The organism is Cytobacillus firmus DS1 (assembly GCF_000565285.1).
GTDB classification, from domain to species: domain Bacteria; phylum Bacillota; class Bacilli; order Bacillales; family Cytobacillaceae; genus Cytobacillus; species Cytobacillus firmus_A.
Genome location: NZ_APVL01000009.1, coordinates 92,398 through 119,094, shown reverse-complemented (window position 1 = coordinate 119,094; position 26,697 = coordinate 92,398). Strand labels below are relative to the sequence as shown.

The 26,697-nt window shown below is 41.3% G+C and carries 24 protein-coding genes; 19 read left to right on the top strand and 5 right to left on the bottom strand.

Features of this window, described 5'->3' with window-relative positions:
• Window positions 1-334: 334 nt before the first annotated feature.
• A complete protein-coding gene (locus tag PBF_RS13435; protein WP_035330336.1) occupies window positions 335-2,200 on the top strand; it encodes a sensor domain-containing diguanylate cyclase in 1,866 nt (621 codons plus the stop codon).
• A gap of 237 nt (window positions 2,201-2,437) precedes the next feature.
• Window positions 2,438-3,625 carry a methionine gamma-lyase gene (gene megL, locus PBF_RS13430; protein ID WP_035330335.1) on the top strand — a complete coding sequence of 396 codons (1,188 nt, stop codon included), beginning with the start codon at window positions 2,438-2,440 and terminating at the stop codon, window positions 3,623-3,625.
• A gap of 50 nt (window positions 3,626-3,675) precedes the next feature.
• On the opposite strand, the gene PBF_RS13425 is transcribed toward megL, so the two are convergent.
• Entirely contained in the window at window positions 3,676-4,155 is a 480-nt protein-coding gene (locus PBF_RS13425) for a GAF domain-containing protein (protein WP_035330334.1), read from the bottom strand.
• Between the two features lie 211 nt (window positions 4,156-4,366).
• On the opposite strand from PBF_RS13425, the gene refZ reads away from it, so the two are divergent.
• Window positions 4,367-4,996 carry a forespore capture DNA-binding protein RefZ gene (refZ, locus tag PBF_RS13420; RefSeq protein ID WP_035330333.1) on the top strand — a complete coding sequence of 210 codons (630 nt, stop codon included), beginning with the start codon at window positions 4,367-4,369 and terminating at the stop codon, window positions 4,994-4,996.
• Here refZ and hisJ read toward each other — a convergent pair.
• Window positions 4,993-5,787, bottom strand: a complete 795-nt coding sequence (gene hisJ, locus PBF_RS13415) for a histidinol-phosphatase HisJ (protein ID WP_035330332.1) — start codon at window positions 5,785-5,787, stop codon at window positions 4,993-4,995. The two genes, refZ and hisJ, sit on opposite strands and share 4 nt — an antisense overlap.
• A 355-nt stretch (window positions 5,788-6,142) precedes the next feature.
• Between hisJ and ezrA the strand changes: the two genes are divergently transcribed.
• Complete coding sequence (gene ezrA, locus PBF_RS13410) at window positions 6,143-7,831, top strand: septation ring formation regulator EzrA (RefSeq protein WP_035330331.1); 1,689 nt, start codon at window positions 6,143-6,145, stop codon at window positions 7,829-7,831.
• An 84-nt stretch (window positions 7,832-7,915) separates the two neighbouring features.
• On the opposite strand, the gene brnQ is transcribed toward ezrA, so the two are convergent.
• Window positions 7,916-9,259, bottom strand: coding sequence for a branched-chain amino acid transport system II carrier protein (gene brnQ / locus PBF_RS13405; protein ID WP_035330330.1), 1,344 nt, complete (start codon window positions 9,257-9,259; stop codon window positions 7,916-7,918).
• Window positions 9,260-9,592: 333 nt separating this feature from the next.
• Between brnQ and PBF_RS13400 the strand changes: the two genes are divergently transcribed.
• From PBF_RS13400 to rarD, 6 genes are all read left to right on the top strand, one after another.
• Window positions 9,593-10,738 carry a cysteine desulfurase family protein gene (locus tag PBF_RS13400; RefSeq protein ID WP_035330329.1) on the top strand — a complete coding sequence of 382 codons (1,146 nt, stop codon included), beginning with the start codon at window positions 9,593-9,595 and terminating at the stop codon, window positions 10,736-10,738.
• Window positions 10,738-11,943, top strand: coding sequence for a tRNA uracil 4-sulfurtransferase ThiI (gene thiI / locus PBF_RS13395; protein ID WP_200870048.1), 1,206 nt, complete (start codon window positions 10,738-10,740; stop codon window positions 11,941-11,943). The genes PBF_RS13400 and thiI overlap by 1 nt, the downstream gene beginning before the upstream one ends.
• Before the next feature lie 369 nt (window positions 11,944-12,312).
• Complete coding sequence (locus PBF_RS13385; protein WP_035330326.1) at window positions 12,313-12,516, top strand: alpha/beta-type small acid-soluble spore protein; 204 nt, start codon at window positions 12,313-12,315, stop codon at window positions 12,514-12,516.
• 177 nt (window positions 12,517-12,693) lie between these two features.
• The gene (gene mbcS / locus PBF_RS13380) at window positions 12,694-14,283 is read left to right on the top strand and encodes an acyl-CoA synthetase MbcS (RefSeq protein WP_035330325.1); all 1,590 of its coding nucleotides are present in this window, start codon (window positions 12,694-12,696) and stop codon (window positions 14,281-14,283) included.
• 92 nt (window positions 14,284-14,375) lie between these two features.
• The gene (locus tag PBF_RS13375) at window positions 14,376-15,971 is read left to right on the top strand and encodes an amidohydrolase (RefSeq protein ID WP_035330324.1); all 1,596 of its coding nucleotides are present in this window, start codon (window positions 14,376-14,378) and stop codon (window positions 15,969-15,971) included.
• A gap of 130 nt (window positions 15,972-16,101) precedes the next feature.
• Window positions 16,102-17,034 (top strand): EamA family transporter RarD, encoded by a 933-nt coding sequence (gene rarD, locus PBF_RS13370; RefSeq protein WP_035330323.1) that lies wholly within the window; start codon window positions 16,102-16,104, stop codon window positions 17,032-17,034.
• Between the two features lie 324 nt (window positions 17,035-17,358).
• Here rarD and PBF_RS13365 read toward each other — a convergent pair whose 3' ends face one another.
• Complete coding sequence (locus tag PBF_RS13365; RefSeq protein ID WP_035330322.1) at window positions 17,359-18,159, bottom strand: NAD kinase; 801 nt, start codon at window positions 18,157-18,159, stop codon at window positions 17,359-17,361.
• A 252-nt stretch (window positions 18,160-18,411) separates the two neighbouring features.
• On the opposite strand from PBF_RS13365, the gene sppA reads away from it, so the two are divergent.
• The 9 genes from sppA to PBF_RS13320 all read left to right on the top strand — a co-directional run bounded on the left by sppA (window position 18,412) and on the right by PBF_RS13320 (window position 26,250).
• Window positions 18,412-19,422 (top strand): signal peptide peptidase SppA, encoded by a 1,011-nt coding sequence (gene sppA / locus PBF_RS13360; RefSeq protein ID WP_035330321.1) that lies wholly within the window; start codon window positions 18,412-18,414, stop codon window positions 19,420-19,422.
• A gap of 15 nt (window positions 19,423-19,437) precedes the next feature.
• Entirely contained in the window at window positions 19,438-20,022 is a 585-nt protein-coding gene (locus PBF_RS13355; RefSeq protein ID WP_035330320.1) for an RDD family protein, read from the top strand.
• A gap of 88 nt (window positions 20,023-20,110) precedes the next feature.
• Complete coding sequence (locus PBF_RS13350) at window positions 20,111-20,806, top strand: DUF2953 domain-containing protein (protein WP_035330319.1); 696 nt, start codon at window positions 20,111-20,113, stop codon at window positions 20,804-20,806.
• Window positions 20,807-20,823: 17 nt separating this feature from the next.
• Window positions 20,824-21,288 carry a GerW family sporulation protein gene (gene ytfJ, locus PBF_RS13345; RefSeq protein ID WP_035330318.1) on the top strand — a complete coding sequence of 155 codons (465 nt, stop codon included), beginning with the start codon at window positions 20,824-20,826 and terminating at the stop codon, window positions 21,286-21,288.
• 130 nt (window positions 21,289-21,418) lie between these two features.
• A complete protein-coding gene (gene tpx, locus PBF_RS13340) occupies window positions 21,419-21,919 on the top strand; it encodes a thiol peroxidase (RefSeq protein WP_035330317.1) in 501 nt (166 codons plus the stop codon).
• A 288-nt stretch (window positions 21,920-22,207) separates the two neighbouring features.
• Window positions 22,208-23,191, top strand: a complete 984-nt coding sequence (locus PBF_RS13335; RefSeq protein WP_035330316.1) for a class I SAM-dependent methyltransferase — start codon at window positions 22,208-22,210, stop codon at window positions 23,189-23,191.
• A gap of 291 nt (window positions 23,192-23,482) precedes the next feature.
• Entirely contained in the window at window positions 23,483-24,670 is a 1,188-nt protein-coding gene (locus PBF_RS13330; protein ID WP_035330315.1) for an acetate kinase, read from the top strand.
• 186 nt (window positions 24,671-24,856) lie between these two features.
• Complete coding sequence (locus PBF_RS13325; RefSeq protein ID WP_035330314.1) at window positions 24,857-25,696, top strand: EcsC family protein; 840 nt, start codon at window positions 24,857-24,859, stop codon at window positions 25,694-25,696.
• A 41-nt stretch (window positions 25,697-25,737) separates the two neighbouring features.
• On the top strand, window positions 25,738-26,250 hold the full coding sequence (locus PBF_RS13320) for a MogA/MoaB family molybdenum cofactor biosynthesis protein (protein WP_035330313.1): 513 nt from the start codon (window positions 25,738-25,740) through the stop codon (window positions 26,248-26,250).
• 36 nt (window positions 26,251-26,286) lie between these two features.
• On the opposite strand, the gene PBF_RS13315 is transcribed toward PBF_RS13320, so the two are convergent.
• Entirely contained in the window at window positions 26,287-26,601 is a 315-nt protein-coding gene (locus tag PBF_RS13315; RefSeq protein ID WP_035330312.1) for an ABC transporter C-terminal domain-containing protein, read from the bottom strand.
• Window positions 26,602-26,697: the final 96 nt, after the last annotated feature.

Sequence of the window (26,697 nt, the reverse complement as noted above, 5' to 3'; positions counted from 1 at the left end):
AAGGTGATCTTTATTTTTTTACTTCTTTAGGTTTATAGCATGTATTAATTATAAGGGAATTTATTTTCTATGCCATATTTCACAGTTATTTAGAAAACTATCAAAGAGTCTCTTTGAAAATATGATATAATAAAAGAAAAAATTGGCAGAAGGCGATTTTTTTTCTATAGATACTTCTTGCTGGGCCTCTGCTGAAAAATTTAAAAGTTATGAATTAAACGGAATTGAAACGAAATAGCCACATCTATGCCGGGATTATTAATTTTGGTCCGTTATAGTATACCTTATTGGTTTAAAGTTTCATGATCTGAGACATTTGATGGGTGATAAGAAGATGGATACACTTGAACGCCAAATCATACTTAATTTAAAAAGCCGATTTTTTGATATTATCGATACGGAAAATGGTTTCTTTCAATATGAACAATTACTGAACGAAATGCTTTCGGCAATTAAAGCCCTTACCGGAGCTGATGAAATTACCCTGTACGTCTTTAATGTGTGGAAGCAGGAATTTTTTGCAGAAGCTGCTACGAACCCGCAGGATTTGGATTCATCTGCTTTTTCACACGATTTAAAAAGATGGGCGAAAAAAAACAGAGAGCTCAAGTGTTTAGGCGCAGAGATTCAGGGAAAGCAAATCATGATTCCTCTTGTGAAGAGAGGCAAACTGCTTGGGTGCATGATTTTAATCGGTGAATTTGGCTCTTTTCATTCCTATCCAGGAAAAGTATTTCAGGAGCTTAGTGAAGAATGCGGGCAATTTTTTGATAAAGCCCGGGGCCTCGCCAAGATTGCATCTCAAGAGAAACGCTATAAACAGCTGTATCGTGTTACAGAGAAATTCCATTCCTCAATGGATATGGACATGGTGCTGGGGGAAATCATTTATACATTGCAGGAAATGTACCCCACTTTTACTTATTATCTTCTTCTTTCCCAGGACAACAATAATCATGGGGATTTGCCTATTAGAGACCTTGAATATGACAGCGAAAATATCGCGGCCATGCAGGCGTATGTCACGGGGGCTGTTCAATTTGAAGATTCCCTGCAGGAAGTTCGCTCTATCCTGTATGCTCCATTAAAAGGGAAACAGGGGGTATATGGCGTACTTCAAGTTATTGCGCCTAATACCATGATATTCCCTAAAAATGAAATTGAATTTATAACACTTCTGGCCAACACTGCAGGCAGTGCACTGGAGAATGCGCAGCTATATCAGCAGTCCAAGCGGCTGATAGCGGATCTTCAATTAATTAATGAAACATCCCACCGCCTGAACTCGAATTTGCGCCTTACAGAGACGATGAACTTTATGTCAGAACAGATTCTGCAGTCATTTGATGCTGAAGAAGCCGGTTTCATCCTGATATCTTCTGATGGTTCTAATGTGAATATAATTCAGGGCAGCACTGAATTTTTTCATACCAAAGAGGCAGAAAGCTATATTCAGTATATGAAGAAAAAGATCATCAGGGAGAAAGAGTCTCTTTTTATTGGAGATTTCTCTTTACAGTTCGAGGGTGCGGGCTGCTATAAATCCATCATGGCGGTTCCGATGACCCAATCAGGAGTATTAAAGGGATTTGCGCTTGTCTTGCACAGTTCTCCTTATCATTTTTCATTTGAAACATTCAAGCTGCTGCAATCATTGATTCATCATTCCACTCTGGCCTTTACCAATTCAATGCTGAGAGAAGAGCTTGAAAAGATGGTTGTAACGGATCACTTAACAAAGCTGTATTCCCGAAGCTATCTGGATGATCGCATACATCAATCCATGAATGAAGATCATGAAGGAACCTTTATGCTGGTTGATATAGATGATTTTAAAATGGTGAATGATACATATGGACACCAGGTAGGCGATGAAATCATTATTCAAGTCGCCAATTTAATTAACAGCAATATTCGCGGCACTGATATTGGAGCTAGATGGGGCGGTGAGGAGCTGGCTCTTTACCTGCCCGGTGTTTCATTGTCAGCAGGTGCGCTTATCGCTGAGCGGCTTGTCAGAAAGGTATGTCAGATCACAGACCCAAAAGTAACCATTTCATGCGGCGTCTCATATTGGAGCAGGGGGAAAAAAGATTCATATGCTGCACTGTTTAAACGGGCTGACAAGGCATTATATACTGCCAAGAATACAGGTAAAAATAAAGTGATACTTGAGTCGGCAGCAGATTCATTTATATAGGGGACTGCCTTATGCATAGGCAGTCTTTATTAATGGATAAACATGAATAAATTCTGAAGTTAGATAGCTCCAGCCGTTAGCGGCTCAAGGTCATATACCGAGAGGCGAGCGCCTTGAGCTTTTCAAAAAAATTTTCCAAAACAAAATACTTTCAAAAAATATGCTATTATCATATGCTGAAAGAGGAGCTTATTATAGCAAGTAATGTAAGCGTTTTCAGAGAGGGAGAGAGTTATAATGGATAGAAATCATCGGCTTAACTTCGAGACGCAGGTCATCCATGAAGGATACGATGCAGAAAGCTTCAAGGGAAGCCTTGCGCCGCCTATTTTTCAGACGTCAACTTTTACTTTTGAGACAGCACAGCAGGGGGAAAAGCGTTTTGCCGGTGAAGAAGAAGGCTATATCTATTCCCGTCTGGGCAATCCAACGGTAAAGATGCTGGAAGAAAGAATGGCCGCCCTTGAAAAGGGAGAAGCGGCCCTTGCGTTTGGTTCGGGTATGGCCGCGGTTTCAGCTGTTCTGTTTGCATTAACCAAAACAGGTGATCATATTGTATGTTCCCAGGGAGTGTATGGTTGTACATTCGGACTCCTGGAGATGATGGAGGAAAAATTTAAAATCAGCCATGATTTTTCAGCTATGGAATCGAAGCAGCAGCTGCTTGATGACATTAAACCGGAGACTGTCTGTATATATGTTGAAACTCCAATAAATCCAACAATGAAATTGGTGGATTTGAAGATGGTTGCAGAAGTAGGGAGAGAGAAAGGAATTCCAGTTGTGGTGGATAATACTTTCTGTTCTCCATATTTACAGAATCCAATTGAGCTGGGCTGCGATATTGTCATTCATAGTGCGACAAAATACATCGGGGGTCATGGTGACGTAATTGCCGGCCTTGTTGTAGGCAGCAAAGAATTTTTGGATGAAGTAAGGATGACTACTCAAAAAGACATTGGGGGCATTATTTCACCTTTTGATGCCTGGCTGCTGCTACGCGGCCTGAAAACACTTGCAGTCAGACTTGACAGGCATTGTGATAATGCTGAACAGCTTGCATCATACTTATTGGCGCATCCAAAAGTGGAAAAAGTTTATTTTCCTGGAGACAGCAGTAATACAGATTTTGATATTGCGCAAAAACAAATGAGAAAGCCGGGCGGGATGATTTCCTTTACTCTAAAGGGAGATAAAGAGACTGCCCAGGATTTTATGAACCGGCTGAATCTTATTAAAATTGCCGTGAGCCTAGGAGATGCTGAGACTTTAATTCAGCACCCTGCAACTATGACTCATGCAGTGGTTCCAAAGGAATACCGTGAAAGAATGGGCATTGAAGATACATTGCTGAGGCTTTCAGTCGGTCTTGAATCATGGGAAGATATCTGGGAGGATCTTTCCCAGGCTCTTAAAGGAGTCTGAAATAAAAGAGATGGCCGTTCTCAAATGGCCATCTCTTTCTTATGGATCTTTTACAGGAAGGATACAAGTACCTCTGAGAAGTCTTCCAGGTATTTTTGGTCAAGTTCATCAAACCGGTTTTTTTCTGGAGAATCAATATCCAGCACACCAAGAAGATTGCCTTCTTTGACAAGCGGAATGACGATTTCGGACTGTGAAGCTGCGTCACAGGCGATATGCCCAGGAAATTGATGAACATCTTCAACACGGACTGTTTCCATTTGCTTGGCAGCTGTTCCGCAAACGCCCTTGCCAAGGGGGATCCTTACACATGCCGGCAGACCCTGAAATGGCCCGAGAACAAGCTCGCCTTCTTCCATCAGGTAAAATCCTACCCAGTTTGTACGTTCCAGGAATTGATTAAGAAGTGCTGATGCATTGCTTAAATTGGCAATGATGTTCGTTTCTCCTTCAAGAAGAGCAGAGAGCTGTTTAATCAATAATTGATAATTTTCTTCACGGGTTCCTTTGTATGATTCGACACTAAACATCACAAATCACCTTGCTTTCTCAAAGATATATGAATTTCCTGACAGATGAACAGGAAATTAGAAGGACATTGTCGAGAACTTTAAAAAGGATAAGACGATTTTAGCAAGAATGTTTAATTATCACAACAAATCCGTTTATGAACCAAGCCATGATTTTATTCGCTCAATGTGTTTGAACAGAGACTTTACAAAAGAAAGCGAGGCGGGAACTTTGAAAAAAAATTCAAAAGAGGCAATCGTGTCTGCCGCTATCTCCTTATTTAATACGAAGGGTTTCTCTGGGACTTCCATCCGTGATATTGCAGGCAAAGCTCAGACGAATCCAGCGAATATCGCATACTATTTCGAAAACAAACACGGGCTGCTTGAATATTGCTTTACTGCGTTTTTTGAAGGGTATATTCAGGAGATAGAGAAGGGGGTAGCATTTCTTGAGCAGGGGGCGGCTCTGAGCCTGAAAAAAATGGCCCAAAATATCATGGTTTATCAATTTGAACATAGCCATTTAACAAGATTGATACTCCGGGAAATTTCAATAGATTCACAGGTAGTAAGGGAAATCATGTCCACTTATTTAGCAAAGGAAAAGTTTTATCTTGGCAAGGTGCTCGAAAGGGGCATGAAAACAAAAGAGTTCCGTATCCATTCAGCTAATTATATGATTGTCCAGCTGAAAGGACTCCTGTCCATGCCATTTCTGAACACACATTATATGTCTGAAGTTCTGCATGTATTTCCTCATGAAAAATATTTCGCGGACAAATACACTAAAGAGATCTTCAATTGGGTTGATGGAGTCCTGTGCAATCATGGCGGAAAATCCTATGCTGCTGTACTTTAAAGGTGTTTCATTCTATCAAGGCCCTGACCCATTTCCTTTGCCTGATGAGAATCGGACCCATAAACCAATTTAATGCCTTTTTGGGCCGCTGCTTCTGCAGCCCAATCCGGAGGATAGGACTCTTTGCATAACGGCTTGGCAAAACCGGCTCCGTTATAGTCTAGTTCATAGCCTTGATTATGCACCTCATCGAGTATTTGGGTTATTTCCTCTCTATATTCCCGATCAGCGGGATATTTTTTTTGAAATTTTTTCACCAGGGTGATATGCCCAACCCTTTTTGGTTTAAACGGTCCTAAATCCGCTTTTATAGATAAAAGCAGGGTGCGGAAATAATTCATATAAACTGCTTCAATAGAACCATATTCTTCGATCATCTTTGCAAAAACATCCGGGCTGTAGTCCAGGCATTCGTAGCTGCTGCCATGCTTTAGAAAATGTACAGATAAAATAGAATCATCCATGTATTTTCCATTTTTATCAAGGAATTCTTTGATTTCCCTTTCAAAGCCTTCAATGTAATCCACTTCAAGCCCCGCATTAATCCTGATTTTTCCTTGATAAACTGCTTTTATTCTTGAAATATCAGTAAAATATTTTTCAAGCTTCTCCTTGCGCATCGCACTGTCCCGGGCAGGTGCCGGGTCCTCAAAGCCATCAGGGAGCGGAGCATGTTCAGTAAAAGAAATCTCCTTAAAACCCAGACTTATTGCTTTTTCAACATAATCTTCCAATGAATCTTTTGTTCCGTGCGGGCAATAGGGTGTGTGGATGTGGCCGTCTTTTAGCATATGAAGAGCTTCCTTTCTGCAATGGTTTAATTGATGCAGTACTCAAGTCTCTTTTTTATATATCTCCTAAATAAAGAAGGAAATCTTTTATAAAAAGCGAATTGTTTGTATTTGAACAGTTCATATAGTTCAATTAAAAAATACAAATGCTATAGTTATTTTCCGAAAATAGCATTTTAGGTGAGATATTAATGAAGAAATTCTTAAAAAAATGAAATAAATAGTCAAAAAATGTCGTTTACATGGTATCATAAAAGCATTGAAAATAACATGTGAAAATAAAGAAACGCACACGCAATTAAATAAAAACTTTACATATATATACTGGCTCGGGAACAGAACAGGGGGCTTTAAAATGGAATACATACTTGGAGCTATAGTCATTCTTATATGCCTATATCTCACCGGATATTTTTTAAAGAAAAAACATTTCAAAGAAATTGACAGGCTGGAAACATGGAAGATGGACATAACGGACCGCCCTGTTCTAGATGAAATGTCTAGAGTTAAAAAGCTGAATATGACGGGGCAGACAGAGGAATTGTTTGAACGCTGGAGAAATGAATGGGATGAAATAGTTACAACACAGCTTCCGGATGTGGAGGAATTGTTATTTGATGCTGAAGAGAGCATAGATAAATACCGCTTTAAAAATTCCCAGGAAATTCAGCAGAGAATAGAAAAAAGATTAACTGAGATAGAAGAAAACATCAAAAACCTGCTTACTGAATTGAATGAGCTGGTGGGCAGTGAAGAGAAGAATAGAGCGGAAATTGAAGAATTGAAAGAAATGTATCGCCAATGCAAAAAGTCCCTTCTTGCACATCGTCATACATTCGGCAAATCGGAAAAAATTCTTGAAGCACAGCTGGATGAAGCATTGGCTAAATTTGAAGAGTTCGATGACAAAACCGAAAAGGGCAATTACCTTGAAGCACGTGAAATCCTTCTTGTAATCAAAGCCCTGGTTGAGGATTCTCAAGCCAAAATGGAAGCTATACCAAGCCTGATGGTTGACTGTCAATCCAAGATCCCTTCCGAGCTGGAAGAGCTGAGAGATGGGTATAAGGAAATGCAGGAGCAGGGCTTTCTGCTTGATCACCTGCAAATAGATAAAGAAATTGAGAGGCTTGAAAAACAAGTAACTGGATATTCCGGTTCCCTTGATCAAGCACAAATCGAAGAAGTTCAAACAGGAGTCGAAGAGATTAAAGATAATATTGAACATCTGTATGACCTGCTCGAAAAGGAAGTACATGCCAGACATTACTTAAGCCAGCAGGATGAAGCAACAAGAACCATGCTTTATAATAACCGTGATATGAACAACCAGCTAAAGACAGAGATAGCTGCTGTCCGGAATAGCTATCATCTTCCAGAAAAGGATCTTGAAATTCAAATCCACCTGGAGAAAAAAATAAACCAGCTGTTCAAAAAATTCGAAGTGCTGGAGCATAAGATTAACAGCCAGAATACTCCCCATACAGTTCTGAGAGAAGAGCTTGCGGAAGTCAAGGAACACATTGAGGAAATTTCAGATGAGCAGACAGCCTTTGCCGAAAAGCTTCAGGCCTTACGAAAAGACGAAATGTCTGCAAGGGAAAAAGTAAAAGAATTAAGCAGGAAAGTGGCAGAAACGATAAGGCTTATCTCCAAAAACAATGTGCCTGGAGTTTCCCAGGAATATAAATATTTGATTCAGGATGCGAAAGAAAGCATAGATAATGTGCTGGCCAAGCTCGATGAAAAACCATTGAATATTCCTGCGGTTCAGCAATATCTTGAAGTTGCGGTGCTGACTGTTGATAAGGCTGCTGATTCTGTGGGTGATATGATTGAGACGATCCTTCTAGCTGAGAAAGTCATCCAATATGGCAACCGGTACAGAAGCAGTTATCCATCTATTGATAATGGATTAAGGGAAGCAGAGGCTTCATTCAGAAGTTATGAATATAAAAAAGCATTGGAGCAGGCTGCCTCTTCAATTGAAGAAGTCGAGCCGGGTGCGATCAAGAGAATTGAAGAATTAATAACTGAACAATAAAAAAACAGATCCGATTATCGGATCTGTTTTTTTAAAAGGAATATGTCTGGCTTAATGCGCCGATAAGCGGGCGCATGGAGCTTTTTATTCGTTGCCAGCAATTGTTTTTTTCGGCTCCCCAACAGCTATTGCCAGGAAGTAGCCTATAACAGCTCCAGCAATGGCAGGCACAATCCAGCCGATTCCCTCAGCAAAGAATGGGAGGAATTGCAGTGAGTCTGTGATAAAGGATACGTCCATTCCAGCTGTTTTCAAGCCATCCACAAAACTGATTAATCCTGTAGGAATTAATGCCCCGATATATACCACTGAATAGCCATTAAAGGCATTGTGCATAAAGGATAGCAGTATCAGCACAATGGCCAGCGGATAAATTATGATTAAAATTGGCAATGAAAGTTGAATCAGCTGAGTTAAACCAATGTTTGCAACAACCATACTGAACAGTGAAAGGATGATTACAATGGTTTTATAGGATATTTTTGGGAGCAGTTTATGAAAGTATTGCGCACAAGCGGAAACGAGTCCGATTGAGGTTGTCAGGCATGCTACCGTTATGGCCAGCCCAAGGATCAATGCTCCCGCAGATCCAAATAGATAATGAGAAGCGGCAGATAGAATAGCGCCGCCATTATCAAATTCACCTATAGCTTCCGTACTTGTTGCACCGATATATGCAAGAGATAAGTATACTGCCGCAAGACCGGCAGCAGCTATCAGTCCGGCAGTAATGCAAATCTTCATTAGTGAATGTTTATTTGTCACACCCATACCCTGTATTGAACTGATAACGATAATACCGAAAACCAGAGCTGCAATTGTATCCATCGTCAGGTAGCCTTCAATGAAGCCTTTAAAGAACGGCCCTTCAGCATATGCTCCCACTGGCGACTCCAGTTCACCCATAGGAGTAATGAAGCTTTTTATAACCAGAACAGCAAGGATAATGAGCAAGGCTGGTGTAAAAATATTGCCGATTCTATCCACTAATTTCGATGGATTGAGAGAAAGCCAGGCAGTGATGCCAAAAAAGGCAATGGTATAAACCAATAAAGAAAAAGGACCATTGGAAGCGGTTTCAGATAAGAACGGAGTAACCCCAATTTCATAAGCAACTGTCCCTGTACGCGGGATTCCGAAAAATGGTCCAATGGCTAAGTACATAATAATAGTAAAAATAATTCCGTATAAAGGGTGTACGCGGCTTGCGATTGTCTGTAAATCACCATTTTTGGCAATGGCGATAATTCCCAATAGCGGCAATCCAACCCCTGTAATTAAAAATCCAATAATAGCAGTCCATACACTTGTGCCGGCAGCTTGTCCCAGGAAGGGAGGAAAAATCATATTTCCTGCCCCAAAGAATAGAGCAAATAACATGAGTCCGACGGCGAGAATTTGTTTTGGTGCCAATGTTTTATTCTCCATATATATCCTCCTGAAATAGTTCCATATCATAATGTTTAGAACATTTTCATATTAGCACAGGAACTGAAAAAAATGTCGAAAAAATACGAAGTCTTAATATTTAGTATTTTATAATAATAAATTTGAAAAGTACTATGCTCAAATTACAATAATATCAGCTTTCCACGTGTAAATTAATCCATTCATTTAATTAAATTGTTCAAACTTGCTTAATTTAAATAGTAAAGAATTGACTATTTGATTCAAAAGCTTCAATTAGAATTTCCAATCTTCACTGGTTATGATATGATTTAAAGTTGGCTAAAGGGTTATCGGAACGGAAAGGAGAAGACCGTGATTTATTTAGATAACAGTGCAACAACTAAACCATATAAAGAAGTGCTTGATTCTTTTATTAAGGTTTCTTCAGAATACTTTGGGAATCCCTCTTCCCTGCACGAATTTGGAGGTAAGGCAGAGAGGCTGCTGATGCAGGCGCGTGAGCAAATTGCCCAATTGCTGAATGTTAAGAACAGCGAAGTGTATTTCACATCCGGAGGGACAGAGAGCAATAACCTTGCTATAAAAGGAACTGCATTAATGCATAGAAAAAGAGGCAGCCATATTATCACCACCGGACTGGAACATGCCTCTGTAAGGGAAACTGCGGATCAGCTGAAGGAATTGGGCTATCGCATTACCGTAATTGAACCGGACAGTAAAGGGATTGTCCATGCTGAAGACATTGAAAAGGAAATTACACAGGAAACTGTTTTAGTCTCTGTTATGCACGTAAATAATGAAATTGGTTCCATTCAGCCAATAAATGAAATAGGTGAGATGCTGAAGAAGTATGCGCGGGTCATATTCCATGTAGACCATGTCCAGGGAATCGGCAAGGTGCCCCTTGACCTTTATCAGGCCCGCGTTGATTTGTGTACGATTTCCGCTCATAAATTCCACGGTTTGAAGGGGAATGGGGTTTTGTTCATTCGTGATGGACTTCGTCTTTCGCCGTTGCTCTCCGGGGGCAATCAGGAATGGAAAATGAGAAGCGGCACAGAAAATGTAGCTGGCATTGTGGCGATGGCAAAGGCACTAAGGCTTACGATGAATAATATGGAAAGGCATTTAAGCCGGCTTACATCGATCAAAACCTATATAATGGAGGAGATTGGAAGAATTGAGGGCATTACAGTTCATACTCCTGAAAAAAATTCTGCTCCTCACATCGTCAATTTCTCTATAAAAGGATTCAAAGCGGAGGTATTTGTCCACGCTTTAGAAGAGCGCGGAATTTTTATTTCCACTACAAGTGCCTGCTCTTCAAAAAAATCTGCTGCCAGCAGTACCCTGATGGCTATGGGAATTCCTGAAAAGGATGCGAAAAGTGCAGTCCGGGTCAGTTTGTCTTATGATAATACGAAGGAAGAGGCAGAGATTTTTATACAGGCGGTAAAAGAGACCGTTATTAGGCTAAGAGAGGTTATGAAATCATGATAAATTATGATCGTATACTTATAAGATATGGAGAAATCTCCACAAAAGGCAGAAACCGCAATAAGTTTGTCGATAAACTTAGAAAAAGCATATACGATGTGCTGAATGAATTTCCCGGCATCAAGATAGAATCTACAAGAGACCGAATGTACGTCGTTTTGAATGGTGCTGATGGCAGAGAGGTTGCTGATCGCCTTAAAGGCATCTTTGGCATTCAGTCATTCAGTCCTGCTGTGAAAGTCAATAAAGATATCGAAGAAATGAAAGCTGCAGCATTGGCGTTATTTTTAAAACATTTTGATGAAGGAAAGACTTTCAAGATTACGGCTAAGAGAGCCGATAAAGGCTTTCCTTTAAATACTGACGAACTTAATCATGAATTTGGCGGGCACCTCCTGAAGAATGTGCCGGGTCTAAAAGTGAACGTAAAAAAACCGGATATCAATCTGCAGATTGAAGTTCGCGAAGAAGCGGCTTACTTATCATGCGAAACCATTGAGGGGGCTGGCGGACTTCCTGCAGGTTCAAGCGGAAAAGCCATGCTTATGCTCTCCGGGGGAATTGACAGCCCGGTAGCAGGTTATTTATCCATGAAGAGAGGTTTGGAAATTGAAGCTGTCCATTTTCATAGCCCGCCTTTCACGAGTGAGCGCGCGAAGCAAAAAGTAATTGATTTGACAGAAAAACTTGCGAATATTGCTGGAACCGTTGTTCTCCATATTGTTCCATTTACAGAAATCCAGCAGCTGATCCATCAGCAGGTTCCGTCGAATTATACGATGACAACTACCAGAAGGTTGATGCTCCGGATCACTGATGAAATCCGCGATAAAAACGATGGCCTGGCCATCATCACCGGGGAAAGCCTTGGACAGGTAGCAAGCCAGACAATTGAGAGCATGTTTGCCATTAACGATGTCACGACAACACCTATCCTGCGGCCGCTGATCACAATGGATAAATCAGAAATCATCGACATTGCCCAAACCATTGATACGCACGATATATCGATCAGGCCATTTGAAGACTGCTGTACCGTTTTTGTTCCTTCATCACCAAAAACAAAACCAAAACGCGACAAAGTCCGCCGCTTTGAAAGCTTTGTTGATTTCGAACCTCTAATCGCAAAAGCAGTCGAAGGCACCGAAAAGCTGGTTATTAAACCTCAATCGCGCAATGAAGACTCTTTTGGGGAATTATTTTAATTTACATTCGGGATAATGTTTAAAGTGGTAGATGGATACAGGTTTTATTTTGCTGAGTTGATTGTAGCGGAGGGCACTTGATCCTCGAAAATGCTGACGCATTTTCTTCGTGCGGTGTTCATTCGGGGAAGCATATTCAATGTCCTGCGTGAGGAGAGGGAGCGGGAGACCCCGCAGACGAAGCCGAGGAGCTCTGTTCCTCCCCGCGGAAAGCAAGTGACCGCAGTGGAAATCAACGGGCTTCATCTAAATGATGCAACAGCAATTGTTAATTTTAACTTCAAAAAATAATACAACAATTACCAATTAAATAGTGTATATGGCCATGTGATTCTACACATTCTATACTCACAAGGAGGTGAAAATCACATGGCAAACAACAACAGCTCAAACCAACTTCTAGTTCCTGGAGTACAACAGGCTCTTGACCAAATGAAGTACGAAATCGCTACTGAATTCGGTGTAAACCTTGGTGCTGAAACTACTTCTCGCGCTAACGGTTCTGTAGGTGGAGAAATCACTAAGCGTTTAGTTCAGATGGCTGAACAGCAATTAGGCGGTTTCCAAAGATAATAATTAAATAATATGGCTACAAGGAGCAGGAATTATTCCTGCTCCTTATTTATGTGCATGAAATACTTTCAAAAAAATAAATAATTTTAAATTTTATAATAATTTAGTATAATAATTTCTATAGAACTTACAGCCATGTTTATACACCGGAAAAAGACTTTGTCAGGGGGAGATTTGATGAAACGGGAAGACTTAATCGCACCGGAGAAGTACAATCTCGTATCAGAAATGGAGCGGTTTGCCGGAGATAAGGACAAACTTGCAATTAAGTGGGAAGATGAGCATGGAGAAAAGAAAGAGATTACATACAGTGAACTGATTCACAATGCAAACAAAATTGGAAACGTTTTCTTAGAAAATGGTTTGAATAAAGGGGATGTTATTCTTATCATTGTTCCAAGACTGATTGAGGCGTATCAGGTTTACATTGCATCACTAAAAGCGGGAATTGTTGTTATACCAAGTTCAGAAATGCTTCGTTCGAAAGATCTGCAATACCGCATTAATCATGGCGATGTTAAAGCGATTGTAAGTTATTATCCATATGTTGACCAATTTAAGGATATTAAGGAAGCAGAAGCCCTGCCGAAATTTGTGATTGGCGGAAATGCTGATGGCTGGATCGGTCTGGACGAGGAGATGAAACAGGCTTCACCGGAACTTTCATTGGCTGATACCTCACGGGAAGACATGGCATTTCTTTCGTATACATCAGGAACAACCGGAAACCCTAAAGGTGTAGTACATACACATGGCTGGGCATATGCTCACCTAAAAACAGCAGCACCGAACTGGTTATGCATTAATGAAGGTGATACAGTATGGGCAACTGCAGGCCCTGGCTGGCAAAAGTGGATATGGAGCCCGTTCCTTTCCGTTCTCGGTTCTGGTGCCACCGGAGTTGTCTACAATGGAAAATTTGAACCGAAAAAATATTTGCAGCTATTAGAGGATTATAAGGTCAATGTCCTTTGCTGTACACCGACTGAATACAGGCTGATGGCAAAGGCTGACAATATTCATGAATACAACCTGCCGGCGCTTCATAGTGCTGTTTCGGCGGGTGAACCGCTCAACCGGGAAGTGATTGAAACATTTAAGAAGCATTTTAACGTGAATGTCCGTGATGGGTATGGACAGACTGAAAATACCCTGCTTGTCGGCATTACAAAGGATATGGAGTTAAAAGCAGGATCAATGGGCAAACCAACTCCAGGCAACAGAGTAGACATTATAAATGAAGACGGTGAAGTATGTGCAGTGGGGGAGACAGGAGATATCGCTGTCCATGTAGAAACTCCTGCACTCTTTAAAAATTATTATAAAGACCCGGAAAGAACTGCTATGCAATTCCGCGGTGATTACTATATTACCGGAGATAAAGCAAAGAAAGATAAAGATGGATATTTCTGGTTTGAAGGCCGCGGTGATGATATTATTATCAGCTCAGGCTATACGATCGGACCATTCGAGGTGGAAGACGCACTTGTAAAACATCCGTATGTAGCTGAATGTGCAGTTGTAGGAAGTCCTGATGAAGTGCGCGGGTTGATTGTTAAGGCATTCGTTGTATTAAGGGAGGGTGTCGACCAAAACAATCCTAATCTTGTTTCAGAGCTCCAGGAGCATGTAAAAGAGCTGACAGCTCCTTATAAATATCCTCGGAAAATTGAGTTTTTATCTGAGCTGCCAAAAACGACTTCTGGAAAAATCATGCGTGTGGAATTGCGGAAAAAAGAAGCGGAAACTGCTTCAGCGCAAAACTGAATGCTTTGAAAAATACAGGCGGAATTCCGCCTGTATTTTTGTTATACTATGGTAAATGTGAAATTTTAGTATATTAAAGGAGAAAAGATTTTATGGGAATGCTATGGCACGGGGGGCCGATATATACCCTTCAGCAGGAAGGCCATCAGATAGAGGCCGTTTATACAGAAGGCAGCCAAATTATTGAGATTGGCGCCTTGGGAGATTTAAGGGATAAGTATAAAGAAGAGATTCAAAAGGAGATCGATCTGCAGGGAAGCACCATGCTGCCGGGATTTGTGGATAGCCATATGCACCTCATCGGGCATGGCGAAAGGCTGATAAGGCTCGACTTATCTGAGCACACATCAAAGCAGGAAGTTCTTCTGGCTGTAAAGCAATTCTCAGAGACAATAGATGAGGGAGAGTGGGTCATTGGGGAAGGCTGGAATGAAAATTTATGGGATTTGCCGGAGCCTATATATGCTTCAGAGCTGGACCAATATGTTCCCAATCATCCTGTTATGCTGAAACGTGTGTGCAGACATGCTCTTGCAGTCAATTCTCTTGGATTATCCAAGGCAAATATTACTGAAGATACTGAATGCCCTCCTGGAGGAGTAATTGAAAAAGATGAATTTGGAAAACTAAATGGACTTTTGAAGGATCAGGCCCAAGAGCTTTTATACAATGTGATGCCTGCTGTCTCCGAAGGGTATTTAAGGAAGGCGCTTCACGCTGCTATTAAAGATGCCTATAAGCTCGGATTGACAGGAGGGCATACTGAGGATCTCAATTATTATGGAGGGTTTTCCCAGACCTATCAGGCCTTCAAGCAGGTAATTGAGGAGGAAGGTCTTTCTTTCAGGGCACATCTGCTGGTTCATCATGAAGTTGCTGATGAAATGAAGGAATCAGGCGGAGGATTTTTAGCGGGAAGTAAACATATAGAGTTTGGTGCTATGAAGATATTTGCCGATGGAGCATTGGGGGGAAGAACAGCTTTATTAAGCCATCCTTATGCAGATGACCCATCCACTTCAGGAGTTGCTATTTTCTCACAGGAGCAGCTTGATGCCCTAGTGGAGAAAGCCCGCAATCATGAAATGCCAGTTGCCATCCATACGATTGGAGATTTGGCATTTGAAATGGCATTAAATGCAATAGAAAAGCATCCATTGGAAGGTCTGGGGCGAGACAGACTGATTCATGCCCAAATATTGCACAAGGAGCTTATTGAAAGGGCTAAAAAACTGCCTTTAATCCTTGATATCCAGCCGAGATTTACAGCCTCCGACTTTCCCTGGGTGATCGACCGTATTGGTGAAGAAAATATGAAGTATTGCTATGCATGGAAGACACTGCTGAAAGAGGGAGTACATTGTGCAGGAGGCTCTGACGCACCGATTGAGCCTGCCAATCCATTTCTTGGAATTCATGCAGCTGTTACGAGAACAAACATAGATGACCCGCATAACACAGTCTATTATCCAAGTGAAGCATTATCTGTTTATGAAGCAGTATGCTTATTCACAAAAGGCAGTGCATATGCTGCCTCCCATGAAAATGATAGAGGTGTCATACAAGAAGGGTATCTGGCCGATTTCACTATTTTAAATGAAGATATTTTTAAAATGCCAATAGGACAAATTGCAGCCGTTACCGTAAACAAAACCGTTATTGACGGAAAAATAGTATACGAAAGATAAATGAAAATGTCAGGTACTTATACAAATAGGTGCCTGGCATTCTTTTTGGCAGGAAAAAATGATTGCAAACATTTTTAAGGCAGACTTATAATATAAATATTTCGATACTAGAAAGAATTGAGGAATTGCAATGAAAAATAATGAAGTGCAAATGGGAGCTCTATACGCAGGGTTTGCCTACTTTTTATGGGGGATTTTGCCCATTTATTGGAAGTTGGTAGACCACGTGCAAGCAGATGAAATTTTAGCTAACAGGATTTTTTGGTCATTCTTCTTTATGCTGATTATTTTGCTTGCCTCCAAAAAGTGGAATGCTTTTGCTGCAACACTTAAAGGTTTTAAAACAAACAAAAAGCAGTTTTTCGCCCTTGTGATCGCCTCCATTCTGATCAGCACCAACTGGTTTTTATATATTTGGGCGGTCAACACCGATCAGATGATTGAGGCCAGTCTTGGCTATTATATTAATCCGCTTGTAAGTGTGATTCTGGGCATGCTGGTTTTTAAAGAGAAACTATCACCTGCGCAATATGTATCTTTTGGAATTGCGTTTGCCGGAGTTATGATTTTGACTGTCAGCTATGGGCGATTCCCCTGGATAGCCATTGTTCTCGCATTATCCTTTGGCCTTTACGGGCTGGCCAAAAAGCTTATAAAAGTGGATTCGGCTATTGGCTTAACGCTGGAAACATTAGTAGTGACTCCGATCGCATTTATTTATATAGTGATGCTTTTTATGAATGGTAAGCAGGCTTTTCTGCATGTTTCGCCAAGCACCGACTTGCTTCTGATTGGGGCAGGAGCAGCCACAGCAGTGCCGCTCTTGTATTTTGCCAAAGGAGCTCAAAAGATACCGATGTCCATGCTTGGCTTTCTGCAGTATATTGCGCCGACAATTACGCTGATTCTGGGAATCTTCGTTTATCATGAGCACTTTACAAAACTTCACATGCTTTCCTTTATGTTTATCTGGCTGGCTTTAACGATTTACTCTGTTTCGAGGACAAAACTTTTTGCCCATTGGGAAACAAAACTGAAGCGCGGAAAAGGTATCGGCATATAGAAAAAAGAGTTTCGCACGGACATGCGAAACTCTTTTTTTATAAGGCCCTTTTCGTATAAATTGTTGTTTTTCCTATCAATGTTGTCCGTTGATTTCCGCTCCAGGCTGCTCGCTTTCCGCGGGGCAGGCGTTGAGCCTCCTCGACGCTGCGCGTCTGCGGGGGTCTCACCTGTCCCGCTACTCCCCGCAGGACGTTGAATAATCTTCCCTGAAAAAACCCCGCACGAAGAAAATGCGGTAGCATTTTCGAGGATCTCGCACCTTCTGCTACAATCAACTCAGTAAATCATATACAAAGAGAAACAACCTTGCGAAAACAGCCTTTTATAAAAATGTCCTCTTCACTTTTTCCCAGAAGGAATTGTCCTTCAGTTTTACGGTCTTAATGATTTTGCTGCTTAGTTTTATATCAATCTTTTCAACATGCTGAATGCTTAGGGCTTCATTGTCCATTCCCATTGTAGGATGGTCATTGCCATCTTGAACCACTTTGAGAGTCAGCTGCCGGTTTCCGCTCAGGATAAAAGAGGATCCAAGTGTACGATAGCGGTTGTTATTCAATGAAGCGAGTTCGCTCACCTGCATGCATGGCAGCAGCGGGTCAACAACAGCTCCGTTTACAGACTTATTATATGCTGTGCTTCCGGTTGGAGTGGCAACAATCATTCCGTCCCCGCGGAAGGTTTCAAAATGGAGATCATCGATAAAGACATCGATTACAAGTGTTTTAATTATGGCGGAGCGGATGCTGAATTCATTTAAACACTGAAAGGATGTCTGGTCATCAACTGTAACATCAATAGTGGGATAGCGTCTTACTTCTACTTGTTCATTTGTCATTGCCTCCACCATCTTGTCTGTATCATCAAGATGGAAATCACAGTACAGGCTCAGGCTTCCAGTCGTTGAAATTCCCGCATATAAACAATCATCTCTATAGCCGGTTTTACGGACAGCCTGCAAAAAAGTTCCGTCTCCCCCTATGCTTACAATGATATTGGCTTTTTTGAAGTCATTGACGATTGTAAAGGCATGCTCCTCAGCCAGGCTGTAAAGAGGTGCTACTTTTTCCATCGTTTCTTCATCTTTTTTGTGATAAAAGTATATATTGCGTCTTTCAGGCATATTCATTCCTCCAGCAGTAAGAAAGTTATGAAATTTCAGTGTGGAAAATGTCTTGATGATTTTCTTTCCTAAATAATTCAAATTTTGCTATGATTATGGATGTTGATTTCAGTTTACCTTTTTTTGAAACATTTTTAAAGTTTTATACGTATGAAGACTATGTGACAAATAGGTTTTCCGGTAGTCATTATCAGTCAAGCAAGGCGGCTGGTTATGTTATAGGTGGAAGCATATTAAAAGGAGGATTTCTTAATGAGTGGAAAACGTTGGGCTGCACTGGGAATAGCAGCAGGTCTGTTTGTATTTTCCGTTGTGCTGAATTTCGTGACTGCATTTGCATTTACAGATTTTGAAAGCTCGGTAAATGAACTGTTTGCAGGAGGCAATGAAGCATTTTTGGAAGAAGTCATTGAAGAGGGAAATGCACAGAAAAAAATTGCCGTGCTGGATGTGAATGGAGTGATTCAGGATACGGGTGATGCCGCTTCTTTATTTGCAAGCCCGGGATATAATCACAAAGGATTCATGGATAATCTTGATTATGTAAAAGAAGACAGCACAGTAAAGGCGATAGTCATTAAGGTTAATTCCCCAGGCGGAGGGGTAGTGGAAAGCGCCGAAATACATGATAAGATTATTGAAATCCAAAAAGAAACAAAGAAGCCGGTATACATATCAATGGGATCAATGGCTGCATCAGGAGGCTATTATATATCCGCTCCGGCTGACAAGATTTTTGCCAGTCCCGAGACAATGACCGGTTCTCTGGGTGTTATCATGCAGGGCTATAATTATGCTGGGCTTGCTGAAAAATATGGTGTCGAGTTCGTTACGATTAAAAGCGGTCCATATAAAGATATCATGAGTCCTACTAGGGAGATGACGGATGAGGAAAGAAAAATCCTTCAATCCATGATTAATAATTCATATGAGGGATTTGTTAAAGTTATTTCGGAAGGCCGCGGATTAACTGAGGAACAGGTGAAGGAAATTGCGGACGGCCGCATTTATGACGGGCGGCAGGCGAAAGAGTTGAATCTGATTGATGGTTTTGGCTATGACGATGATGTAATTGAACAATTAAAGAAAGACCATAAATTAAATGGTGCGCAGGTTGTAAAATATACTGAGAATTTCGGGTTCGGCTCCATGTTCAGCATGGGAGCGCGAAAAATCATGGGTGATGACCTGGAAATGGCAGGAGTGATGAAGTTGTTATCACAGCCAAACTCACCGCGTTTAATGTATCTTTATGCTGAATAGGGAGGGGGAGAAAAGATGACTGCAAAAGATCCGAATGAAAGAGAGCTTGCCCATCCTGATATAAAGCAGGATGAAGGCGGGATCGAGTCAGCCTTTAATGAAGAGGATCAGGCTCGTAAGGAAACGGTCACACAGGCAGAAACCCTCCCCATTCAAAAAGCTTCGGCACCTATCAGGTTTGCCGGTTTCTGGATGAGATTTTGGGCTTATCTTTTAGATTTGGTTGTGGTTGGCAGTGTAGACCGGATATTGATCAATCCTATTTTTAGAGCATTGGATATTCCTTTGCATGAAAGCAATTTGTTTGCTCCGATATCCATAGCAACTGCCATTACGTTTTACGCTTATTTTGTACTGATGACAAAGTTTTTTGGCCAAACGCTCGGGAAAATGGTATTTGGTTTAAGAGTAGTAGATCTTAAAGGAGAAAAGCTGACATGGGGTACAATTCTGTTCCGTGAATGGATCGGCCGTTTTATATCAGTGAGCATTTTTATCGGCTATGTCATTGTGGCCTTCCTGCCGAAGAAACAGGGACTGCATGATCTTTTTGCAGACACCTCTGTTGTTCACGAAAGGCAAAATGAACAAGTCATTTAATGGAGAAATGGAAGCCTGTCACCGTCTGGTGGCAGGTTTATTTTTTTTCAGTTGGGCATAATACAAAGCTGAAAGGGTGTGAAAAAAAGTGAAGTGGCTCCTGATTGCCGTAATTGCCCTCATACTTCTTTTAATTCTAGTAATGATAACAAAACTAAAGATATATTTTCATTTTTACCATGGAAATGATAATGATCATTTGAAAATCCAATTGAAAGCCTGGTTCGGGCTGATAAGATACAAAATAGAAGTCCCGCTGATAAAGGTTGATGATAACTCGCCAACGATTGTCGTAAAGGAAAAGACGGCTGCAGGGCCACAGGAAAATACTTCTGGCGAAGATACTAAGCAATTCTCCGCGACTGATTTTCTTAATAGTTTGCATGACACGAAAGCTATGATTAATCATATTGTGTCTCTCCACAAAATAATACGGAAATTTCTAAAGCATGTAACCATCCGGAATCTTGAATGGCATACTTTTGCAGGCCTTGGGGATGCAGCCCATACGGGGATGATCACCGGGGCACTCTGGGCGATAAAAGGGAGCATTCTTGGATTAATAAGTCATTATATGAAACTGAAAACGCCTCCCAGCATCACTGTTACTCCCCATTTTCAATTTTCCGTTTCACAAACAGCCATTTCATGTATGATTCATTTTCGTGTCGGGCATGCTATGTTAGCAGGAATTAAACTGATTAAATATTGGAAAGGCGGACGGCCGGACTTCAGGACAAAGCCGCTTTCTGCCTTATCTGATGATGGTACTAAAACTGTCTAAAAGAGGAGGAGCAATGAATGTCTGACCATCCTATTCAAGGGCTTATGACAACTGCCATGGAAAACCTGAAAGAGATGATTGATGTTAACACGATAATCGGGGATCCAGTAGAAACCCCTGATGGCAGTGTGATTTTAACCGTTTCAAAAGTTGGCTTTGGCTTTGCAGCAGGAGGAAGCGAATTTATGCTTGATGGACAATCAGGCGAGGAAAAGGGCCACCCGTTTGGCGGGGGGAGCGGAGGCGGTGTCTCCATTACACCAATCGCCTTTTTGATTGTCAATTCCCACGGGGTGAAAATGGTTCATCTTGATGAAAGCACTCATTTGTATGAGAAAATTCTTGATCTTGCCCCGCAGGCAGTCGATAAAATTCAGCAGATGTTTAATAAGAAAGAAAACAGCTCAGGCAGCCAGCAGGGCCAGAACCAGCAGGATAACAGTGATGAGTACAACAGACCTAAACAGGATCTTGATATCTAAGAGGAGAAGGAAGTTAACTTTCCTATGGAGAGTTAACTTTTTTCTTGGAATGCATCCTTAATAATTGCAAAAAAGATTCTGAAAAGATATGATTTACACTGTACATAAGTGATTAAGGAGGACGATTTAAATGGCATCTATTACGTTCAAAGGAAATCCTGTAACATTGCTGGGTAATGAAGTAAAAGCAGGAGATAAAGCTCCTGAATTCAAGGTTCTGGCAAATGACCTTTCTGAAGTTACACTTGCTGATTCAAAAGGGCAAGTACGTCTTATCAGCGTAGTTCCTTCTATTGACACGGGCGTTTGTGATGCACAGACACGCCGTTTTAACGAAGAAGCTTCCAAGCTTGATAATGTTAAAATTCTTACTGTAAGCGTAGATCTTCCGTTTGCTCAAAAGCGCTGGTGTGCAGCAGCAGGAATTGAAAATGTTCAAACTGTTTCCGATCACCGCGACCTGTCTTTTGGAGAAGCTTTTGGGGTAGCCATCCAGGAACTTCGTTTATTGGCCCGTGCCGTTTTTGTTGTTGATTCGAACGACACTGTGACATATGCGGAATATGTCAGTGAGGCAACAGATCATCCAAACTATGAAGCAGCAGTGGAAGCAGCTAAACAAGCAAAATAATATAGATAATTGGAAGCTCCGGATTCGTTCCGGGGCTTTAATTTTTTTGTTCTAAGATAAGAAAGTATAAAACTTTGAACGTCGATAACTGTCTAGCTCCAGCGCCTACCCCCTCGAGGTCACAAGCCGAGCCTCCCAAAAAGGCAAAGGACGCCTTTCCGTGAGGCTCGGCTTGTGCTTGTCGGGGGTGGGCAAGGCGCTTGCGCTTTTCTTACTCAGCACCAAACTTGTGAATGAACCAAAAGCCAGTTAAAATAGGAAAAAGAATAAGGACGGGAGGAATATGCTGTGAAAATAACTCCGGTTGAGGATTTATTTACGATTTTAAACGAAACGGCTGTAATTATGCAGGATGAACTGCATTGTACATACTTAGAAGCTCTTGCTGAAACAGGAGAGAATTTATTTCATGAAAGTATTCTTCAGGATGAGCTCAGTGAATTAACAGTCAAAAGGCTCAGGAAGAGTTATGAATCCATAGACTTAAGCGGCTGCACAAAAGAAGAAATCAGAAAATCCTTTCAGCTTGCGATATTAAAAGGCATGAAAGAAAATGTGCAGCCCAATCATCAAATGACTCCTGATGCAGTAGGAATGCTGATGGGGTATCTTGTCGAAAAGTTCATTCAGGAAAAAAGTTTCCGCCTGCTGGATCCTGCAGTGGGAACAGGAAATTTATTGACTACCGTTATGAATCACCAAAGCGGTAAAGTGATTGAGGCAACAGGGATTGAGATTGATGACTTATTGATCAAGCTAGCTTATATTAATGCCAATTTACAGGAGCACCCCATTCAATTCTTCAACCAGGATAGCCTTGAACCGCTGTTTATCGAATCTGCTGATGCCGTTGTAAGTGATTTGCCTGTCGGGTATTATCCGAATGATGTCCGTTCGGCCGAGTATAAGCTAAAAGCAGATGAGGGGCATTCCTATTCTCATCACTTATTTATTGAGCAGAGCATGAATCATGTGAAATCCGGCGGCTATTTATTTTTTATTATACCAAATGGTATTTTCGAAAGTGACCAGGCTCCCAAGCTGCATGAATTCATTAAGGAAAATGCCTACATTCAAGGATTGATACAGCTGCCGCTCACCATGTTCAAAAATGAAAAAGCGGCTAAAAGCATATTCATCCTTCAGAAAAAAGGGGAAGGAGTCACTCCCCCTAAGCAGGCTCTCCTGGTCAACTTGCCAAGCTTGTCCAAAACAGCAGAAGCCGAAAAAATCCTCAAGAAAATTGATGTCTGGTTTAAAGAAAGCAAATAAGGATAAACGAAAAAGAAGCTGAGCATTTGCCGGCTTCTTTTTAAATGAATAAATATAAGGAAGTATCAGAAAATATTTAATTTAACATGAAAACGATATCATTGCAAGGTGCTTCTTGAAATGTTTTGCATACAGTGTTTAAATGGAAAATTGAGAGATATTAATTGTGTCCGATGCACAAAATAAAGTTGTATTACTTTATATCGCCGTATCACACATTGTTATATAAAAGTATGGGTTTAAAGTGGCAGATCAGTCCCTTTGAACATCTTCTAAAGGAGCGGTAGCTTTATGGCAAAAATCATTGCAATCAACGCCGGCAGTTCTTCATTGAAATTTCAATTATTTGACATGCCGAGTGAAGAAGTTATTACAAAAGGCTTAATCGAGCGTATTGGGCTGGATAACGCAGTCTTCAATATTTCTGTAAATGGCGAAAAAATTAAGGAAGTAACAGATATACCTGATCATGCAGTAGCAGTTAAAATCCTTCTGGACAAATTAACAACTCTGGGGATCATTAAATCTCTTGATGAAATCGAAGGCATTGGCCACCGTGTTGTTCACGGAGGTGAAGCTTTCAATGATTCTGTAGTTATTACGGCTGAAGTGCTTGCAAAAATTGATGAACTATCTGAGCTTGCACCTCTTCACAACCCGGCTAATATTACAGGAATCAAGGCGTTCCAGCAGGTTCTTCCAAATGTCCCTGCAGTGGCAGTATTCGATACTGCGTTCCATCAGACGATGCCTGAAAGCTCTTTCCTATATAGCTTGCCATATGAGTATTATGAGAAATATGGCATTCGCAAGTATGGCTTCCATGGAACCTCACATAAATATGTTTCAGAACGTGCAGCAGAAATGCTTGGCCGTCCGCTTGACCAGCTTCGCCTCATCTCCTGTCACTTAGGAAATGGAGCAAGCATTACAGCTATTGAAGGCGGAAAGTCAATTGATACATCAATGGGATTCACTCCATTAGCGGGTGTTACAATGGGTACGCGATCAGGCAACCTTGACCCTGCTCTTATTCCATTCATTATGGAAAAGACAGGCTTGAACGCTGATGAAGTACTTGATGTTCTTAATAAAAAGAGCGGTATGCTTGGTGTATCCGGCTTCTCCAGTGATCTTCGCGACATTGAAATCCAAGCTGTTGAAGGAAATGAAAGAGCAGAATTGGCTCTTGAAGTATTCGCAAACAGAATCCATAAATATATCGGATCCTATGCTTCCCGCATGTATGGCGTAGATGCTATCATTTTCACAGCCGGAATCGGTGAAAACAGTGATGTCATCCGTGAACGAGTTCTACAGGGACTGGAATTCATGGGCGTTTACTGGGATCCTGCATTAAACAAAGTGCGCGGTGAAGAGGCATTCATCAACTACCCTCATTCACCAGTTAAAGTCATGATTATCCCGACAAATGAGGAAGTTATGATTGCACGTGACGTTGTGAGATTGGCAAAATAGTATTCATAACAAGGCAAGGGCTTAACGCTCTTGTCTTTTTTTATCGCAGTCTAACGGGCAGTAAGACCCCCACTGATTGAAGTTTCCACTTTATCGGGATTTATCACCCATCACTTGGAGAGAGGAATTCCCCATCCAACTTATGCTATACTGAGTCCAAGAAAAATTGTTTTGGGAGGAATTGCGATGCCGTTGAACGAACGGGAAGAAAGCGTTTTGGCAGGTATTCAGGAGTGGGAAAACAAGCTGCTGAGTTATGAGCCCAATGATTTGGAGATGGTTTATGATAAATCATTGGAAAGGTCTTTTTCACTATTGCCTGAAGAAGTTCAGAAGCAAATTTTTTCGGCGATGGATAGCTGGCTGTTTTATCTTCATGCGCTTATTCAGGGTTCACAGCTTCAAATGGATGCGAAAGAGCGTATTTTGACTGCAGGCCGTGTATTTCATTCTGATATCGAGACGATTGAAGATCTGAAGCAACTGAATGTCGACCAGCTTCAATACATAGCTCAACAGCAAATTGCCCGGCATCGTCTTTATTCTTTTGCACAGGGCGGCATTGCGGGATCAGGCAGCTCTCTGATGCTGGGGGCAGATATTCCTGCTATGGCGGTTATTAATCTTCGTGCCGTACAGCTGATTGCCATGACCTATGGCTTTGAGGTTAATACTCCATTCGAAATGATGAGCTCTCTTAAGGTTTTTCACGCAGCCACTCTGCCTCCTCGCATGCAGGGCAGTGCTTGGGAAGAATTAATGAACGAGCTGAAGAACCAGGATGAATTCTATTTTTATGAAGGAAAAGAAGAATTGACTGATATTACCTGGATTGAGCAGCCAATGAAGCAGCTATTTAAAGCGATGGCTATTTACCTTTTTCGCAGAAAATCCGTTCAAGGAATTCCTTTCATCAGCATGGCCATTGGAGCAGGGACCAATTACCAGCTGACAAGAAAAGTAACAGAGTTTGCCCATATATATTATCAGATGAGATATCTGCACAGAAAGAATGATCAGCAGTAAACTCCAGTTTATCTATGATTTTTAAGCAAAGGTGGTGCCAAATGAGTACATTCGAGCATAAAAAAGAAGCGCCTAAAAAAGTCAGATGCAAAGTGATTACCGTAAGTGATACGAGAGATGAAGAAACGGATAAAAGCGGAAAGCTGATGATTCAGCTGCTCGAAGAGGCAGGACATATTATAGCTGACTATGAAATCGTCAAGGATGAAGGAACTCTTATTCGTGAGGCCTTATTAAAAGGCTGCGAAAACCCCGGTATTGACGCTGTGCTGACAAATGGGGGCACAGGTATTGCTCTCAGGGACGTGACGATCGAGACGGTTAGAGAATTATTCGATAAAGAAATCGACGGATTCGGCGAATTATTCAGGATGCTGAGCTACACTGAAGATATCGGGTCTGCGGCCATTCTTTCACGGGCTGCTGCAGGCACCGTACAAAATAAAGCAGTTTTCTCAACACCGGGATCATCAGGGGCAGTCCGCCTTGCGATGAATAAGCTGATTCTGCCTGAAATCGGGCATATCGTCAGGGAATTAAGAAAAGATTTATAAGAGGCCAAAAACCTTTCCGCTGCGGAAAGGTTTTTTTTATGAATGCAGCTTCCCAGAAATATCCTGATTCGTTCGATACCATAGCCACAAATCATTTATAACGGATGCCAGTTCTGAAATTTCACTGTTGAGTCTGCATGATCTTTCAAAATTTCCCTCATCTGACAACTCAGCCTGTTTCCTGTTAATTTCCGCTTCAAGATCGGCAATGCGGTCAGGAATCCTGCCTCTTATTTTTTCCCATTGAAACAGGATCATCTGCTGTGTTTTTGGTGAATATTCATCCCAATCCCGGTCAAAGGCAGGTATGGGAATGCCAAGACGGCCATTATGTAAAAAATGCTCCTCCATTATGAATCCCCCAAATGATAATCTTGTTTTTATTTTACTATAAAGATGTTTGCGGTGCATGGATGTTTTAGTATTCAATTTTTTTCTGCAGATACT

Coding starts and splice junctions, on each gene's coding strand:
- PBF_RS13385 (WP_035330326.1), top strand. CDS start 12,313: ATGGCAAACAACAACAGCTCAAACCAACTTCTAGTTCCTGGAGTACAA.
- PBF_RS13315 (WP_035330312.1), bottom strand. CDS start 26,601: ATGGAGGAGCATTTTTTACATAATGGCCGTCTTGGCATTCCCATACCT.
- PBF_RS13375 (WP_035330324.1), top strand. CDS start 14,376: ATGGGAATGCTATGGCACGGGGGGCCGATATATACCCTTCAGCAGGAA.
- PBF_RS13325 (WP_035330314.1), top strand. CDS start 24,857: ATGCCGTTGAACGAACGGGAAGAAAGCGTTTTGGCAGGTATTCAGGAG.
- ezrA (WP_035330331.1), top strand. CDS start 6,143: ATGGAATACATACTTGGAGCTATAGTCATTCTTATATGCCTATATCTC.
- tpx (WP_035330317.1), top strand. CDS start 21,419: ATGGCATCTATTACGTTCAAAGGAAATCCTGTAACATTGCTGGGTAAT.
- PBF_RS13330 (WP_035330315.1), top strand. CDS start 23,483: ATGGCAAAAATCATTGCAATCAACGCCGGCAGTTCTTCATTGAAATTT.
- PBF_RS13355 (WP_035330320.1), top strand. CDS start 19,438: ATGACTGCAAAAGATCCGAATGAAAGAGAGCTTGCCCATCCTGATATA.
- PBF_RS13425 (WP_035330334.1), bottom strand. CDS start 4,155: ATGTTTAGTGTCGAATCATACAAAGGAACCCGTGAAGAAAATTATCAA.
- brnQ (WP_035330330.1), bottom strand. CDS start 9,259: ATGGAGAATAAAACATTGGCACCAAAACAAATTCTCGCCGTCGGACTC.
- PBF_RS13365 (WP_035330322.1), bottom strand. CDS start 18,159: ATGCCTGAAAGACGCAATATATACTTTTATCACAAAAAAGATGAAGAA.
- ytfJ (WP_035330318.1), top strand. CDS start 20,824: ATGTCTGACCATCCTATTCAAGGGCTTATGACAACTGCCATGGAAAAC.
- megL (WP_035330335.1), top strand. CDS start 2,438: ATGGATAGAAATCATCGGCTTAACTTCGAGACGCAGGTCATCCATGAA.
- PBF_RS13435 (WP_035330336.1), top strand. CDS start 335: ATGGATACACTTGAACGCCAAATCATACTTAATTTAAAAAGCCGATTT.
- mbcS (WP_035330325.1), top strand. CDS start 12,694: ATGAAACGGGAAGACTTAATCGCACCGGAGAAGTACAATCTCGTATCA.
- hisJ (WP_035330332.1), bottom strand. CDS start 5,787: ATGCTAAAAGACGGCCACATCCACACACCCTATTGCCCGCACGGAACA.
- rarD (WP_035330323.1), top strand. CDS start 16,102: ATGAAAAATAATGAAGTGCAAATGGGAGCTCTATACGCAGGGTTTGCC.
- PBF_RS13320 (WP_035330313.1), top strand. CDS start 25,738: ATGAGTACATTCGAGCATAAAAAAGAAGCGCCTAAAAAAGTCAGATGC.
- sppA (WP_035330321.1), top strand. CDS start 18,412: ATGAGTGGAAAACGTTGGGCTGCACTGGGAATAGCAGCAGGTCTGTTT.